Origin of the sequence: Sphingomonas horti (genome assembly GCF_009753715.1) — a bacterium.
In the GTDB taxonomy this organism is placed as follows: domain Bacteria; phylum Pseudomonadota; class Alphaproteobacteria; order Sphingomonadales; family Sphingomonadaceae; genus Sphingomonas_B; species Sphingomonas_B horti.
Window position 1 is genome coordinate 242,246 of the sequence record NZ_WQMS01000013.1, and the last position, 14,652, is coordinate 256,897.

A 14,652-nucleotide genomic window follows, 5' to 3' on the forward strand; every position below is an offset into this window, starting at 1 on the left:
CCATGCCCCGCGCGCAGAAGCTGAAGGTCTTTCGCACCCCGATCGGGTTCCATGACGCCTATGTCGCCGCGCCCAGCCAGAAGGCGGCGCTGGCCGCGTGGGGCAGCGACGCGAACCTGTTCGCCCGCGGCGTCGCCGAGCAGGTCACCAACCCCGAGCTGACGGCGGAGCCGCTCGCCCGTCCGGGCCAGGTGATCCGCAAACTGCGCGGCACGGCCGAGGAGCAACTGTCGGCGCTTCCCCGCGGCAGCAAGGCTTCGAAGCGCGCGGCGAAGCCCAAGCCGCGGCCCAGCCGCGCGGCGCTCGACAAGGCCGAACAAGCGGCGGAGGCGCTGGAGGCGAAGCACCGCGGCGAGCGCGACGCCCTCGCCAAGCGCCAGTCCGCCGAACGCAGGAAGGCGGAGCAGCAGCTCGACCGCGCGCGCACAAGCTATGAGCGCGCGATCGAGCGCTGGCAGGGTTAGAACTTCACCGCCGCACGTGCGTAGATGAAGCGGCCGTTGAAGCCGTTCGGCGAATAATTCGAGAACGGCGCCACATAGTTGGTGGTCGGGAAAAACACGTTCGACCCGTTCGCCGCGCTGACGCCGGCCAGGCCGACCGGCACCGGCGTCGGATAGCTGTCGAAGATGTTGTTCGCGCCGACCGCGATCTCGAACCGCTCGGCAAAGGTGAAGCGCGCCTCGGCATCGGCCACCCATTGCGCCTTCAGGAAATTGTCGTTGAAGACGCCGCTGCCGGTGCCGCCAATCTCGCCGCCAGTGGCTTCGACCTTGCCGTAGCGATTTGCGCGGAAGGTCAGACCGAAACGGTCGAGGTCATAGTCGAACCCGAGATTGATCTTGGTGCGGGGCTGGCCGCGGACCAGCCGGCCCTGCTCCTGGCGCCCGAAAAGCACGAGGCCGGGAATGTTGGCGAGCGGCCCGGGCGCGGCGAGCACGCGCCGGATCGTGGTCTTGTTGTAGTTGAAGCCCGCCGTCGCGCTCACCCGGCCCCAGGCGCCCAGGTCGAAGCGATAGGTGGCGACCGCGTCGATGCCCTTGGTCCGCGAGTCGAGGCCGTTCACGAAGAAGCGCGCGGCGCTGACCGTATTGAAGCCGGCATTGTTCAGGATCTGCGCGATCGAACGGCCCGGATCGGCGCCGCTGGGATTGCCGGCAGCGTCTCGAGTGGCCGCCAGGTTCTCGGTGACGACGATGCGGTCGTCGATGTCGATCTGATAGGCGTCGATCGTCACGTTCAGCCGCGGCACGGCGGTGAACACGATGCCCGCCGAATAGGAGAGCGACTTTTCCGCATCCAGCGGCGTCGCGCCAAGCGCGACCGCCACCGGGTTGTCGACCGGCAGCGTCACCGTGTCGAGCAGCACGCCGTTGACGTTGTTGGTCGCCTGCGCCGCATAGAATTGCTGCTGCAGCGAGGGCGCGCGGAAGCCGGTCGAGATCGCGCCGCGCAGCGCCAGCCCGTCCACCACTTCAAAGCGTGCCGCCAGCTTGCCGTTCAGGCTCGACCCGAAGTCGGAATAATCCTCGTAACGGCCGGCGAGCTGGAGATTGACCCGGTCGTTCACGTCGGCGTCAAGTTCCGCATAGGCGGAGAAATTGTGCCGCGCCCGCTCCTGATCGACGCGCTGGCCGCCGATGATCGGGTTGAAGCCCGGAAAGACCTGCGCGCCGGGCGCGCCGCCCGCCGGGCCGTTGGCGTAGCTGGCCGGCTCGCCTGGGCGGATGCGGAACGTCTCCCGCCGGTATTCGAGACCGCCCGCGAGCGTCAGGTTCTTGAAGAACCCGACCTCAAGATCCCGGCTGACATCCAAGTTCCCCATCGCCTGGGTGTAGCGCAGGCCGCCCGAATCGAAGGCGCGCTGCGACGCCGGCCCGAACGAGCGGTTCAGCGTGTTGGTGATGAAGAAGTCGAATGCATTGCGGCCGTAGCTGCCCGACAGGTCGTAGCGCCAGCCGCCGACCTCGCCCTTGACGCCCAGCACGCCTTCGAAGTCGTTCAGGTCGCTGTTGATCAGCGGCAGGAATCCGTCCGGATAGATGGCCGGCACGTTCCGCGCGTCGCTGGCGAGCCGGTAGAAGCCCGCACTCTCGCCGTCGCGATAGCCATAGGTCAGATAGCCGTAGAGTTCCGCCTCGTCGGCGATCGGCGCGCCGAAATTCATGAAGAATTTCAGGTCGTCGGTCTTCGCGTCGCCATAGCGGTGGCTGTAGCGGTCGAAGGTCAGCTCGCGCGGATCGAGGGCGCCGTTGATCAGGCTGTACTGGCGCCGCACGTCCGGCCCGGTCCGGTTGGTCGGATCGCGGCCCTGATACTCGGCGGAAAGATTGAGGTGTCCGCCATCGCCGATCGGCAGCCCGACCGTACCGGCGATCGTCAGGGTGCGGCCGTCGACGCGGTGCCGGTCCTCGCTCGCGCGCTCGACCTGCAGCGTGCCGTCCGGGTTGAGCAGGGGCGCGCCGTTCGCGCCGGTCAAGACGCGGGTCACGTCGCGGATGCCGCGCACATTGGTGTTGTATTCGCCATAGGTGGCGGTGATCCGCCCGCCCTCGGGCGCGTCGCGGAGCTGGAAGTTGATCACGCCGGCGATCGCGTCCGACCCATACTGCGCGGCGGCGCCGTCGCGCAGCACTTCGACCCGGCCGATCGCGATCGACGGGATCAGGTTGATGTCCACCGCAGCCGTGCCACGGCCGACCGAGCCGTTGATGTTCAGCAGCGCCGAGGTGTGGCGGCGCTTGCCGTTGATCAGCACCAGCGTCTGGTCGGGATCGAGCCCGCGCAGCGTCGCCGGGCGTACCACGTCGGTGCCGTCGGTGATCGAGGGCTGCGGAAAATTGAAGCTCGGCACCTGCTCGTTCAGCAGCCGGTTGGTCTCGGTGTAGCCCGAGGTCTGCAGGCTGTCCGCGGTGATGACGTCGACCGGCACCGGGCTGTCGGCAACGGTGCGGTCGGCACGCCGGGTGCCGGTGACGATGATGGTCGCGTCGGCGTCGCCGGACGCGCGATCGTCCGCTGCAGTGATGACGCCCTGCGCGACCGCAGGCTGTGCCGCCATCGCGAGCGGCGACAGGCTGGCCGCCAGCAATGCCTTGGTGACGATAGATCTCATAAATCCCCCACTCCACTGTTCCCGAAAACAGACTGTCCTGTTCCGGCACGGCTTGGAAGCGGGGACGCGTGATCGTGTCGCTATTCCGCACTATTGTTGTAGCGCGGCAACACTCCTGCTTTTGGTTGACAAGCGCCGCCGGCTCACTTAGCTGCGCCCTTCCCGTGCGGGGATTGTTCTCGCGCGGCGATCAGCTTTGATGGATTGATGAGGGCCATGTTCGCAGTCGTGCGCACGGGCGGCAAGCAGTATCGCGTTGCCGCGGGAGACAAGATCGTCGTCGAGAAGCTCGACGGTGAGGCCGGGTCGAAAGTGACCCTGGGCGACGTGCTGCTCGCGGGCGAAGGCGGCGAGCTGAAGCCGACGAACGGCCTGACCGTCGCGGCCGAGATCGTCGCGCAGGCGAAGGGCGAGAAGGTCATCATCTTCAAGAAGCGCCGCCGCCATAATTATCGCCGCAAGAACGGCCATCGCCAGCAGCACACGATCCTGAAGATCGTGGCCATCGGCGAGCAGAAGGAAGCCAAGGCGAAGGCGCCGAAGGCCGAGGCTCAGCCCGCCGCGGAAGCGGCTCCGGCCGCTGCCGCCGAGGCGAAGCCGGCCAAGAAGGCGCCGGCCAAGAAGGCCGCGAAGCCGGCCGCGGGCGACCAGGCCTGAAGCGCGCGTAAGGAGTATTCGAGATGGCACATAAGAAAGCAGGCGGCTCCTCTCGCAACGGCCGCGACTCCGCGGGCCGCCGCCTCGGCGTGAAGAAGTTCGGCGGCGAGCAGGTGCTCGCCGGCAACATCATCGTGCGCCAGCGCGGGACCAAGGTTTACCCGGGCCGCAACGTCGGCCTTGGCAAGGATCACACCCTCTTTGCGACCGCAGAGGGCCGCGTGCGATTCCACGAGGGCAAGCTCGGCCGCAAATACTGCTCGGTCGACATGATTATGGCCGAAGCGGCCGAATAACGGGCGACCGTGAATACGGGTCGCCCTGGGGGCGACCCGAAAGCCTGCCGCGGCAGGCGATGAGGGAGACGGGTAGCCCCCAGTCTCCCTTTTCTACATCTCCCTCATGCGGATGTCGCCTTGCCGTAACGTCGTTTCGGCAAGGCGGTGCGAAAGGAGAGCGGAGATGTTCGTGCGTACTGACAGGCTGTTGCTGAGGCCGGGCTGGATCGAGGACGCGCCGGAACTGACGCGCGCGGTCGGCGATCAGGCGATCGCCCGCAACACTGCGCGCATTCCCTGGCCCTACACGCTCGCCGATGCCGAAGCCTATCTGAGCCTCCCGCAGGACCCGCACGCGCCGAATTGCCTGGTGTTCGCCCGGACGTCCGGCAAGCCGCGGCTGGTCGGCGCGGTCGCGCTGAGCCCGGACGAGGACGGGCATGAGCTCGGCTATTGGTTCGCGCGCCCCTATTGGGGGCTGGGCTACGCCACCGAGGCGGCGAGCGCGCTGCTCCGCGCGGCACGGGAGTCGCTTCGGCTCCGGCACATCCATTCCGGCCATTTCGTCGACAATCCCGCCTCCGGCCGGGTGCTGCGCAAGCTCGGCCTGCGGCCGACGGGCCGCAGCGTCCGGCGCCATTCGGTCGCACGCGGCGGCGAGGTCGATTGCCTGCTCTATTCGGACGCGGTCGAGGCGCCGTGCGAGGAGCCGACCATGCGCTGCCTGGAGGCGGCGTAAGTCTGAACCCTCTCCCCTTCGGGGGAGAGGGTCAGTTGGCCGCCACCGGCGCGACCGGCTCGCCGGGCCGCTGATCGGCGTTCTGCGGCACCGCGCTGACCTGCATCTCGGGCGTGGGAATGGCTTCGCCGAACGTGCGGACCGTCACCCGCACCGCCCCGTCCTCGATCGTCAGCTCGTTGAAGCTGGGCGGCGTCGATCGAATGCGCAGTGACAGCGTGCCGGCACCGATCATCCGGATCGGGCCGTTCGCCGTTTCCTTGACCAGGTCGAACGGGTCATGGACGTGCCCGCTCAGCACCGCTGCCACCCCTGCCCCGGCCAATGCCGCCAACGCGCGCTCTCCGCCTTTCGTCAGCGCCTTGCCGCGGGTGTTCGCCTCCACCAGCGGATGATGCGCGGTGACGAGCACGGTCTGCTCCTCCGGCAGTTCGTCGATCGCAGCCAGCGTCTTCGCGAGAGCGCGCGGCCCGACATAGCCGAGCGACCAATTCAGCCGCCATTGCGCCCGCGCCGTGGTCTTCAGCGGCACCAGCGCGACGCCCGGCAGCTCAATTTCGCGCTCGACCAGCCGCTCGATGCCGCGAATGCGGTGATAGGGCGCGACAAACCGCTCGATCAGGTTGAAATATGGGAGGTCGTGGTTGCCGACCTCGACCGTCACCGGCGCGGCCAACGACTGGATCCAGGCGCATGCCGCCCGGAACTCCCGGTGCCGCGCCCGCATTGTCAGGTCGCCGGTCAACGCGACGACGTCGGGCTTCTCTGCCTCGATCCGTTGCTTCACCCATGCGAGCGCCTGCACGTCCTCGCACCCGAAATGAACGTCGCTGATGTGAAACAGACGGGGCATGCACTCTCCTAACGCGCGGAACCCGGAATGTGGCGCGGACTTTATAGGGTCAACACCAAAGCCTAAGGGGACTCATGACCAAGCCAACCGTGCTCGTGACCGGCGGCGCCGGCTATATCGGCAGCCATGCCGTGCTGGCGCTGCTCGACAGCGGATATCCGGTCGTCGTGATCGACAATCTGACCACCGGCTTCCGCTGGGCCGTCGACCCGCGCGCCGCGTTCGTGCAGGGATCGGTCGACGACGACGACCTCGTCCGCGAGACGCTGCGACAGCACCAGGTCGGCGCGATCATGCATTTCGCAGGTTCGATCATCGTACCAGAATCGGTCGAAAACCCGCTGAAATACTACAAGAACAACACTGCCGCCTCGCGTTCGCTGATCGAGAGTGCGGTGGTGTGCGGCGTGCCGCACTTCATCTTCTCCTCGACCGCGACGCTGTACGGCATCGTCGAGCGCTGGCCGATCCGCGAGGATTTCCCGCTCCAGCCGATCAATCCTTACGGCAAGTCCAAGCTGATGACCGAGCAGATGCTGGCCGACGTCGCCGCCGCGCATCCGCTCAGCTATGGCGTGCTGCGCTATTTCAACGTCGCGGGGGCCGATCCGCAGGGCCGCTCGGGCCAGTCGACCGAAGGCGCCACGCACCTGATCAAGGTGGCGGTCGAGGCGGCGACCGGCAAGCGCGATCATGTCGCGGTGTTCGGCACCGACTATGACACGCGCGACGGCACCGGCATGCGCGACTATATCCATGTCAGCGACCTCGCCGCCGCTCATGTCGCCACGCTGGAGGCGCTGATCGCGAATCCGGGCACCAATTACACGATGAACGTCGGTTACGGCACCGGATCGACGGTGCTTGAAGTGCTCGACGCCGTGGACCGCGTCACCAACATGACGATCGAGCGGCGGATCGAGCCGCGGCGCGCCGGCGACCCCCCGGTCCTCGTCGCCGATAACAGCGCGATCCTCGCGACGCTCCCATGGCGGCCGAAGCGGGACAATCTCGACACGATCATCGCCGACGCGCTCGCCTGGGAGCGCAAGCTGGCCGAACGCGCGGAGCAGCCGGCGCTCGCCTAGCGCCTTGCTATTCGATTCCCACGTGTAGTATCCAAGCAATACACGGGAGGATCGGGATGCGGGGATTCCTCATCATGGCGGCGGCGGTGCTGGCCGCCTCCCCTGCGTGGGCGTTGCCGGCCGAGGCGTGGCAGCGCGACCTGACGGCGCTGCGCGAAGCCTATGCGGCAACGCATCCCAGCCCCTGGCACAAGCTGTCCCGGGCCGAGTTCGACCGCATGGCCGACCGACTCGCTGCCGACATCCCGTCGCTCGACGACCGGCAAGTGATGGCGCGGATGATCGAGCTGATCGCCGCCACCGGCGAAGGCCATACGCGCCTGACGCTGCCGCTGCCCGAAGACGCGGGCGTGTTCCTCGGGCATGCGAAGACGGAGGCGCCGAAACTGCCCGTCTTCGCGACGCTCCCGATCCGGCTGACGGCGGCCAGCGACGGCTACCTGGTGACCGCAGCCGCGCCCGAATACCGCCGGCTCGTCGGGGCGGCGCTCGTCTCGATCGACGGCAAGCCGGTCGCCGCGATCGAGGCGGCGATGCTGCCGCTGGTCAACGGCGACAATGCGGGGATGAAGCGCGCCTATTTGCCCAGCTTCATCATGCTGCCGGACCTGCTGCGCGTGCGCGGCCTCACGGCGGCGAACGAGGCGCGCTGGCGCTTCCGGTTCCCGAGCGGACGCGAGGTGGAGGAGCGCCTCTCCGCTCTTCCCGATGGCGCCGATCTCGCCTGGGCCAAGGAGCCCGACACGCCCATCTTCGGGCTGCTACCATTGGACGGCGGCATCGTCGTCGCGCGGATTTCGGAGATCGGGAACGCCCCCGATCAGAGCCTCGCCGCCTTTGCCGACAAAATCTATGCGGCGGTCGATCAGACACCGGATGCCCGGCTTGTCATCGACCTGCGCGGCAATCCCGGCGGCAATAATTTCCTGATCGACCCGGTCGTCCGCGGCGCCATCGCGCGGCCGGCACTGTGGAAGCCCGGGCACCTGTTCGTGCTGATCGATGCGAAGACCTTTTCGGCCGCGCAGAACCTGGTCAACGCGATGGAGCGCTGGACGCCGGCCTTGCTCGTCGGCGAGCCGACCGGCGGAGCGCCGTCCAGCTATGGCGATTCGAAGCGCATTACGCTCCCGGAATCGGGCCTGACGCTGCGCGTCTCCAGCCTCTACTGGCAAGACACCGGACCGCTCGACAAGCGCGACGCAACCGCGCCGCACGTCGCCGCGCCGCGCACGGTCGCCGACCTTCAGACCGGGCGCGATCCCGCGCTGGCAGCCATAGCCTTGCTGTCCCGCCCGCAGGGATCGGCGCAAGGCAGCTGGGCCGCGCCCTTCACCTATGTCTATCGGCCGGCGACGCTGCGCGTCCGCTTCGGGCGGGACGGCGGCAGCTTCGCCGTGCCGGAGCTGAAGCTGGCCGAGACGCCGTTCCAGAGCGTGACGCTGAACGGCAGCGACGTGACCGCGACCGGCAAGGTCCGTGACTCGGTCTTCACGCTGCGTGCGCAATCCACGGCGGGCGGCCTGGTTGGCTGGCTCGACGTGAACGGCCGCCCCTACCCCTTCGTCGCGAAGCGAGCGGCCGAGTAGCTACTCAAGCTCCAGGATCACCGCATCCACCGCGAGACTGTCGCCCGGCTTCGCGTCCACGCGCTTGACCGTGCCCGCCTTCTCGGCGCGCAGGATGTTCTCCATCTTCATCGCCTCGACCACGGCAAGCGGCTGGCCGGCCTCGACCGTGTCGCCCGCGCCGACATTCAGCGACACGAGCAGGCCCGGCATCGGGCAGAGCAGGAAGCGCGACAGGTCGGGCGGCACCTTGTCGATCATGTGCGTGGCGAGCGCGGCCACGTGCGCCGGCCAGACGTCGACCAGATGCGCGGCGCCGCGCGTGGTCAGCTTCCACTTGCGGCCCTTGCGCTCGATCCGCACCGTGATCGGCTCGCCGTCGAGCTGCCCCTCGAACAGCGCCTGGCCCGGCTCCCACGCGCCCTGCAGATCGATCGGCTCGCCTTCCCCGTTGATGGTCGCGAGCAGCCCTTCCTCATAGCCGTCGAACGCCACGTGCAACTCACGCCCGGCGATCCGCACCACGCGCTCGGGCGAAAGCTCCGGCCCGCCGTTCAGCTGCCCGTCGATATCGCCGGCCCGCGCATCGGCCTCGAGCCCGATCATCGCCGCGATCGCTGCAAGCCCCTCGATCAGCCGATCGGACGCGGGCGCGCCGTGAAATCCTTCCGGATATTCCTCGGCGATGAAGCCCGTTGTCAGCCGGCCTTCGCGGAAGCGCGGGTGCTGCATCAGCGCAGAGAGGAAGTCGATATTGTGCCCCGGCCCATCGATCTCGAACGCATCGAGCGCCGCGATCTGCGCGTCGACCGCCTCCTCGCGTGTCGGTGCCCAGGTGATCAGCTTGGCGATCATCGGGTCGTAGAAAATCGACACCTCTCCGCCCTCGCGCACGCCGTCGTCGACGCGGGTGTAAGGAGCATCGTGCTCCTGCGAAAGCAGGAGCCCAGAGTCACCCGCTCCGGGCCCGTCCATCTGGGCTCCTGCTTTCGCAGGAGCACTGGGTACCGGCGGCCGATACCGCACCAGCCGCCCGGTGCTCGGCAGAAACCCGCGATACGGGTCCTCCGCATAGACCCGGTTCTCGATCGCCCAGCCGTTCAGCTTCACATCGTCCTGGGTGAAGCCGAGCGGTTCGCCGGCCGCGACGCGGATCATCTGCTCGACCAGGTCCAGCCCGGTGATCGCTTCCGTCACCGGATGCTCGACCTGCAGCCGGGTGTTCATTTCGAGGAAGTAGAAGCTCTTGCCGGATGTGTCCGCGCCGGAGACGATCAGCTCGACGGTGCCGGCGCTGTAATAGCCGACCGCCCGAGCCAGCGCGACGGCCTGTTCGCCCATCGCTTTGCGCATTTCGGGGGTGACGAACGGCGACGGCGCTTCCTCGACGACCTTCTGGTGGCGGCGCTGGATGGAGCATTCGCGCTCGCCCAGATAGACGATGTTGCCTTGGCTGTCGCCCAGCACCTGGATCTCGATGTGGCGCGGGCTTTCGATGAATTTCTCGATGAACACGCGGTCGTCACCGAAGCTGGCGAGGCCCTCGCGCTTGGTCGCCTCGAAGCCTTCGCGGACGTCCTGCTCGGACCAGGCGAGCCGCATGCCCTTGCCGCCGCCGCCAGCCGACGCCTTCATCATCACCGGATAGCCGATGTCGGACGCGATCCGCACCGCTTCGTCGGTGTCGGCGATTTCGCCCAGATAGCCGGGCACGACGTTCACGCCCGCCTGGCTGGCGAGCTTCTTCGACTCGATCTTGTCGCCCATCGCCGCGATCGCGTTCGGCGGCGGCCCGATAAAGGCGATGCCGTTGTCCGCCAGCAGCTGCGCGAAGCTGGTCCGTTCCGACAGGAAGCCATAGCCCGGATGCACCGCCTCCGCGCCCGTTTCCTTGCAGGCGAGCAGGATCAGGTCGGCGCGCAGATAGCTCTCGGAAGCCGGTGGCGGCCCCAGCCGCACCGCCTCGTCCGCCATCATCACATGCGGCGCCCGCGCATCGGCGTCGGAGTAAACGGCGACCGTGGCGATGCCCATTTTCTTGCACGACCGGATCACCCGGCACGCAATCTCGCCGCGATTGGCGATCAGGATTTTTTTGAACATTTAGTTGTTGCTTCCTCAGCGTTCGGTACGCTCGCAAACATTCAATCCGCCGGTGCCAGACTCCTTTTTACACCGGTAGCCACACTCATAGTCGCCTTCGATTTTCTCCTCGCCTATGTAGAGATTGAAGTTGGCGAGCAATGGGCGAGCCGAGTTTCGGCATTCTTCAAGTGTGGCAAACGCACCAATCGGTATGTCTCGGGTCAGGTCCGATTTGTTAGGATAAACCCAACCTTTCCAATCCGGATTTTCACTACAGCCTGCCAAGCCGGCCGCTGCGAACATGATTAAAATCGGCTTCACTCCGCCGCCACCCGCATCGGTTCTTCCCCTTCCAGCGGCGTCAGGCCGAGTTTGGCGAGTAGGACAGCATCCTTGTCGTCCCCCGCATTCGGCGCCGTCAGCAGCTTGTCGCCGGTGAAGATGCTGTTCGCGCCGGCGAGGAAGCAGAGGGCTTGGGTTGCTTCCGACATGCTCTCGCGGCCCGCGCTCAGGCGGACCATGCTCATCGGCATGGTGATGCGGGCGACGGCGACGGTGCGGACGAACTCGATGTCGTCGATCCTGGCGAGCGGCGTGTCGGCCAGCATGTCACCCAGCACCGTGCCCTTGACCGGCACCAGCGCGTTGACCGGCACGCTTTCCGGGTGGCGCGGCAGGGTCGCGAGGGCGTGGATGAAGCCGACACGGTCCTCGCGCGTCTCGCCCATGCCGACGATGCCGCCGCAGCAGACGTTGATGCCGGCCGAGCGCACATGCTCCAGCGTGTCGAGCCGATCCTCGAAGCTGCGCGTGGTGATGACCTCGCCGTAACGCTCCGGCGAGGTGTCGATGTTGTGATTGTAATAATCGAGGCCCGCATCGGCGAGCGTCTGCGCCTGGGATGGCGTCAGCATGCCCAGCGTCATGCAGGTCTCCAGCCCCATGTCGCGGACGCCTTTCACCATCTCGACGATGGCGGGCATGTCCTTGTCCTTGGGGTTGCGCCAGGCCGCCCCCATGCAGAAGCGCTGCGAGCCCGCGTCCTTCGCCTGCGCCGCCATTTGCAGGACGGAGCGGACGTCCATCAGCCTGGTGGCTTTGACGCCGCTATCGGCGTGGGCGGACTGGGAGCAATAGCCGCAATCCTCCGGGCAGCCGCCGGTCTTGATGCTGAGCAGGGTGCAGAGCTGGATCTGGTCCGGCGCGTGGTGCGCGCGGTGGACGGTTGCGGCGCGGAACAGGAGCTCGGTGAAGGGGAGCGCGAAGAGGGCGCGGATCTCCTCACGGGACCAATCCGTCCGCCCCCAGTGCTCCGGCGAAGGCCGGAGCCCCGCGTCACCGCCCCCCGAGGCTCCGGCCTTCGCCGGAGCACGATTCAACACTTCACTCACTCGGCAACCTTTTCGATACGCGTCAGGGAAAGAGTCAGCGTGCTCACGAGCTTCGGGTCGTCAGGCGAGCGGAGGCTGATGTTTAGATAGCGACCGTCCGGCAATCGCTTCGACCAGGCTGCCGACCGGCCGCGGCCGCCTTTAACCGGCACCGATTCGGACATCTGGAATCGGGCGGCAACTCGCTTCGAATAGGATTCAAAAGGGGCAGCAGACACGGAGGTTTGAAACCCGCACCGGTCCACCTGGCGCGACGAACCATCGGGAAAAACAGCCACAGCCGGCTCTTCTATCCACAACAGGCCGTCGTCGGCTCCATGATCGAAGGGCAGGCGTTGCACGACTCCTGCGACGCAAACCGAGTCGAAACGGTCCAGCGCAAGTTCAAAGGCGTCCGAGAGCTGCGCACCAGCAAGCAAGAGAGAGAGGATCACTCCGCAGCCTCCTCGACCGGGGGCATGTTGTGGCCGAGCAGGCGCAGTACATCCGCCGCGCTGTCTACGATGTTGGTGCCGGGACCGTAGATGCCGGCGACGCCGGCCTCGCGCAGGTAGTCATAGTCCTGCGCCGGGATCACGCCGCCGGCGATGACGCGGATGTCCGGGCGGCCGGCGTCCTTCAGCAGCCGCACCAGCTCCGGGATCAGCGTCTTGTGCCCGGCGGCGAGGCTGGAGGCGCCGACCACGTCGACGTCCTTTTCCAGCGCCAGCACCAAAGTTTCCTCGGGCGTCTGGAACAGCGGCCCGCTGACGACCTCGAACCCCATGTCCGAGAAGGCGGATGCGACGACATTGGCGCCGCGATCATGCCCGTCCTGGCCCATCTTGGCGACCAGCAGGCGCGGCTTGCGGCCGCGGCGGCGCTCGAAGGCAGCGATGCCGTCGACGACCTGGGTCCAGCGGTCTTCGTCCTTGTAGGCGGCGCCGTACACGCCCTTCACCGGCGTGGGGACGGTTTCGTAGCGGCCGAAGCCGTCTTCCATTGCCTTGCTGATCTCGCCGAGCGTGGCGCGGGCGCGGGCGGCAGTGACGGCGAGGGCGAGCAGGTTGGTCTCCATTCCTCCCCGAGCTTGCTCGGGGAGGGGGACCGCCGAAGGCGGTGGAGGGGCGGCGGCGGTGAAACCGACGCCGTTGGCGTCGGCCCTTCCACCACTCGCCTGCGGCGAGTGTTCGGGCGAGATCGTGTCCCCCTGACACGATCTTCGGCCGCCGGGGGCGGCCGCAAGCCCGAACACCCCCTCCCCTGCGTTCCGCAGGGGAGGATTTGCTGCACCCTTCCGCAGCGCCTGAAGCGCCGCCTGACACATCGCCTCGTCCCGCGCCGCCTTCACGCGCTCGATCCGCGCGATCTGCGCGTCCCTCACGCGGTGGTTGTCGACCTCCAGAATCTCGATCTCGGACGCTTCGGCAGGCCGGTACTTGTTGACGCCGACGATCACGTCCTCGCCGCGATCGACCCGCACCTGTTTGGCGGCGGCGGCTTCCTCGATCATCGCCTTGGGCCAGCCGGCGGCGACTGCCTTGGCCATGCCGCCCTCTGCCTCGACCCGCTCGATGATCTCCCAGGCCTTTTCGGCGAGCTCGTTGGTCAGCGCCTCGATGTAGTAGCTACCGCCCAGCGGATCGACGACCTTCGTGATGCCGGTCTCCTCCTGAATCACCAATTGCGTGTTGCGCGCGATCCGGGCCGAAAAGTCGGTGGGCAGCGCGATCGCTTCGTCGAGCGCGTTGGTGTGGAGGCTCTGCGTGCCCCCCAGCACCGCCGCCATCGCCTCGATCGTGGTGCGGATCACATTGTTGTAAGGGTCCTGCTCCTGCAAGCTCACGCCCGACGTCTGACAGTGCGTGCGAAGCATCTTCGATCGCTCCTGCTTCGCGCCCAGCATCGTCATCGCGCGATGCCAGAGCAGGCGGGCGGCGCGCAGCTTCGCCACCTCCATGAAGAAGTTCATGCCGATATTGAAGAAGAAGCTCAAACGGCCTGCAAAAGCGTCGATATCGAGCCCGCTTTCCTGCGCCGCGCGGACATAGGCCATGCCGTCCGCAAGCGTGAACGCCAGCTCCTGCACGATCGTCGAGCCGGCCTCCTGAATGTGATAGCCGGAGATCGAGATCGAGTTGAACTTCGGCATGTGCGCCGAGGTGTAGCCGATGATGTCGGACACGATCCGCATGCTCGGTTCGGGCGGATAGATATAGGTGTTCCGCACCATGAATTCTTTCAGGATGTCGTTCTGGATCGTGCCGTCCAGCTTGTCCTGAGAGACGCCCTGCTCTTCCGCCGCGACGATGAAGAAGGCGAGCACGGGGATGACCGCGCCGTTCATCGTCATCGACACGCTCATCTGATCGAGCGGGATGCCGTCGAACAGGATCTTCATGTCCTCGACGGTGTCGATCGCGACGCCCGCCTTGCCGACATCGCCGGTGACGCGCGGATGATCGCTGTCATAGCCGCGATGGGTGGCGAGATCGAAGGCGACCGACAGCCCCTTCTGCCCGGCGGCGAGGTTGCGGCGGTAGAAGGCGTTCGATTCCTCGGCGGTGGAGAAGCCGGCATACTGGCGGATCGTCCAGGGGCGGCCGGCATACATCGACGCGCGCACGCCGCGGGTGAACGGCGCGAAGCCGGGCAGGCCGGGGTCGGGGGCGTCTTCGGCCGTGTAGAGCGGCTTGACGTCGATCCCCTCCGGCGTGTGCCAGGTAAGGTCGCGGCCTTTCACTTCCTTCGCGGCAAGGGCGGACCAGTCCGTCACTGTGGGTTTGTTCGTCATCGCGGCGCTCTAGCACTCCCCTCCCGCTTGCGGGAGGGGTCGGGGGAGGGCCTGTCGGTCAGCATAGAAGGCCCATGCCCTCCCCTAGCCCCTCCCGCAAGCGGG

General features: G+C 67.2%; 12 protein-coding genes and 1 pseudogene. 6 read left to right on the forward strand and 7 right to left on the reverse strand.

Annotation, left to right across the window (positions count from 1 at the left end):
• Positions 1-2: 2 nt before the first annotated feature.
• A complete protein-coding gene (locus tag GON01_RS10755) occupies positions 3-464 on the forward strand; it encodes a hypothetical protein (protein ID WP_157027361.1) in 462 nt (153 codons plus the stop codon).
• On the opposite strand, the gene GON01_RS10760 is transcribed toward GON01_RS10755, so the two are convergent.
• Positions 461-3,115, reverse strand: coding sequence for a TonB-dependent receptor plug domain-containing protein (locus tag GON01_RS10760; protein WP_157027362.1), 2,655 nt, complete (start codon positions 3,113-3,115; stop codon positions 461-463). The two genes, GON01_RS10755 and GON01_RS10760, sit on opposite strands and share 4 nt — an antisense overlap.
• A 216-nt stretch (positions 3,116-3,331) precedes the next feature.
• Between GON01_RS10760 and rplU the strand changes: the two are divergent.
• The 3 genes and pseudogenes from rplU to GON01_RS10775 all read left to right on the forward strand — a co-directional run.
• Positions 3,332-3,685 (forward strand): annotated as a pseudogene (gene rplU / locus GON01_RS10765) (50S ribosomal protein L21); the annotation flags it as partial.
• Between the two features lie 110 nt (positions 3,686-3,795).
• A complete protein-coding gene (gene rpmA, locus GON01_RS10770; RefSeq protein ID WP_157027364.1) occupies positions 3,796-4,068 on the forward strand; it encodes a 50S ribosomal protein L27 in 273 nt (90 codons plus the stop codon).
• A 166-nt stretch (positions 4,069-4,234) separates the two neighbouring features.
• A complete protein-coding gene (locus tag GON01_RS10775; protein WP_157027365.1) occupies positions 4,235-4,789 on the forward strand; it encodes a GNAT family N-acetyltransferase in 555 nt (184 codons plus the stop codon).
• 31 nt (positions 4,790-4,820) lie between these two features.
• Here GON01_RS10775 and GON01_RS10780 read toward each other — a convergent pair whose 3' ends face one another.
• Positions 4,821-5,642 carry a metallophosphoesterase family protein gene (locus GON01_RS10780; protein WP_157027366.1) on the reverse strand — a complete coding sequence of 274 codons (822 nt, stop codon included), beginning with the start codon at positions 5,640-5,642 and terminating at the stop codon, positions 4,821-4,823.
• 74 nt (positions 5,643-5,716) lie between these two features.
• On the opposite strand from GON01_RS10780, the gene galE reads away from it, so the two are divergent.
• Positions 5,717-6,730 (forward strand): UDP-glucose 4-epimerase GalE, encoded by a 1,014-nt coding sequence (galE, locus tag GON01_RS10785; RefSeq protein WP_157027367.1) that lies wholly within the window; start codon positions 5,717-5,719, stop codon positions 6,728-6,730.
• 56 nt (positions 6,731-6,786) lie between these two features.
• The gene (locus GON01_RS10790) at positions 6,787-8,319 is read left to right on the forward strand and encodes a S41 family peptidase (RefSeq protein WP_181600048.1); all 1,533 of its coding nucleotides are present in this window, start codon (positions 6,787-6,789) and stop codon (positions 8,317-8,319) included.
• On the opposite strand, the gene GON01_RS10795 is transcribed toward GON01_RS10790, so the two are convergent.
• From GON01_RS10795 to scpA, 5 genes are read right to left on the reverse strand one after another with little or no spacing between them, the layout of a single operon-like run.
• The gene (locus tag GON01_RS10795; RefSeq protein WP_157027369.1) at positions 8,320-10,401 is read right to left on the reverse strand and encodes an acetyl-CoA carboxylase biotin carboxylase subunit; all 2,082 of its coding nucleotides are present in this window, start codon (positions 10,399-10,401) and stop codon (positions 8,320-8,322) included.
• A 15-nt stretch (positions 10,402-10,416) separates the two neighbouring features.
• A complete protein-coding gene (locus tag GON01_RS10800) occupies positions 10,417-10,704 on the reverse strand; it encodes a hypothetical protein (RefSeq protein WP_198159837.1) in 288 nt (95 codons plus the stop codon).
• The gene (bioB, locus tag GON01_RS10805) at positions 10,701-11,762 is read right to left on the reverse strand and encodes a biotin synthase BioB (RefSeq protein ID WP_157027538.1); all 1,062 of its coding nucleotides are present in this window, start codon (positions 11,760-11,762) and stop codon (positions 10,701-10,703) included. The genes GON01_RS10800 and bioB overlap by 4 nt, the downstream gene beginning before the upstream one ends.
• Before the next feature lie 8 nt (positions 11,763-11,770).
• On the reverse strand, positions 11,771-12,208 hold the full coding sequence (locus GON01_RS10810; protein ID WP_157027371.1) for a hypothetical protein: 438 nt from the start codon (positions 12,206-12,208) through the stop codon (positions 11,771-11,773).
• Complete coding sequence (scpA, locus tag GON01_RS10815; RefSeq protein WP_157027372.1) at positions 12,205-14,547, reverse strand: methylmalonyl-CoA mutase; 2,343 nt, start codon at positions 14,545-14,547, stop codon at positions 12,205-12,207. Before scpA ends, GON01_RS10810 begins: the two co-directional genes overlap by 4 nt.
• Positions 14,548-14,652: the final 105 nt, after the last annotated feature.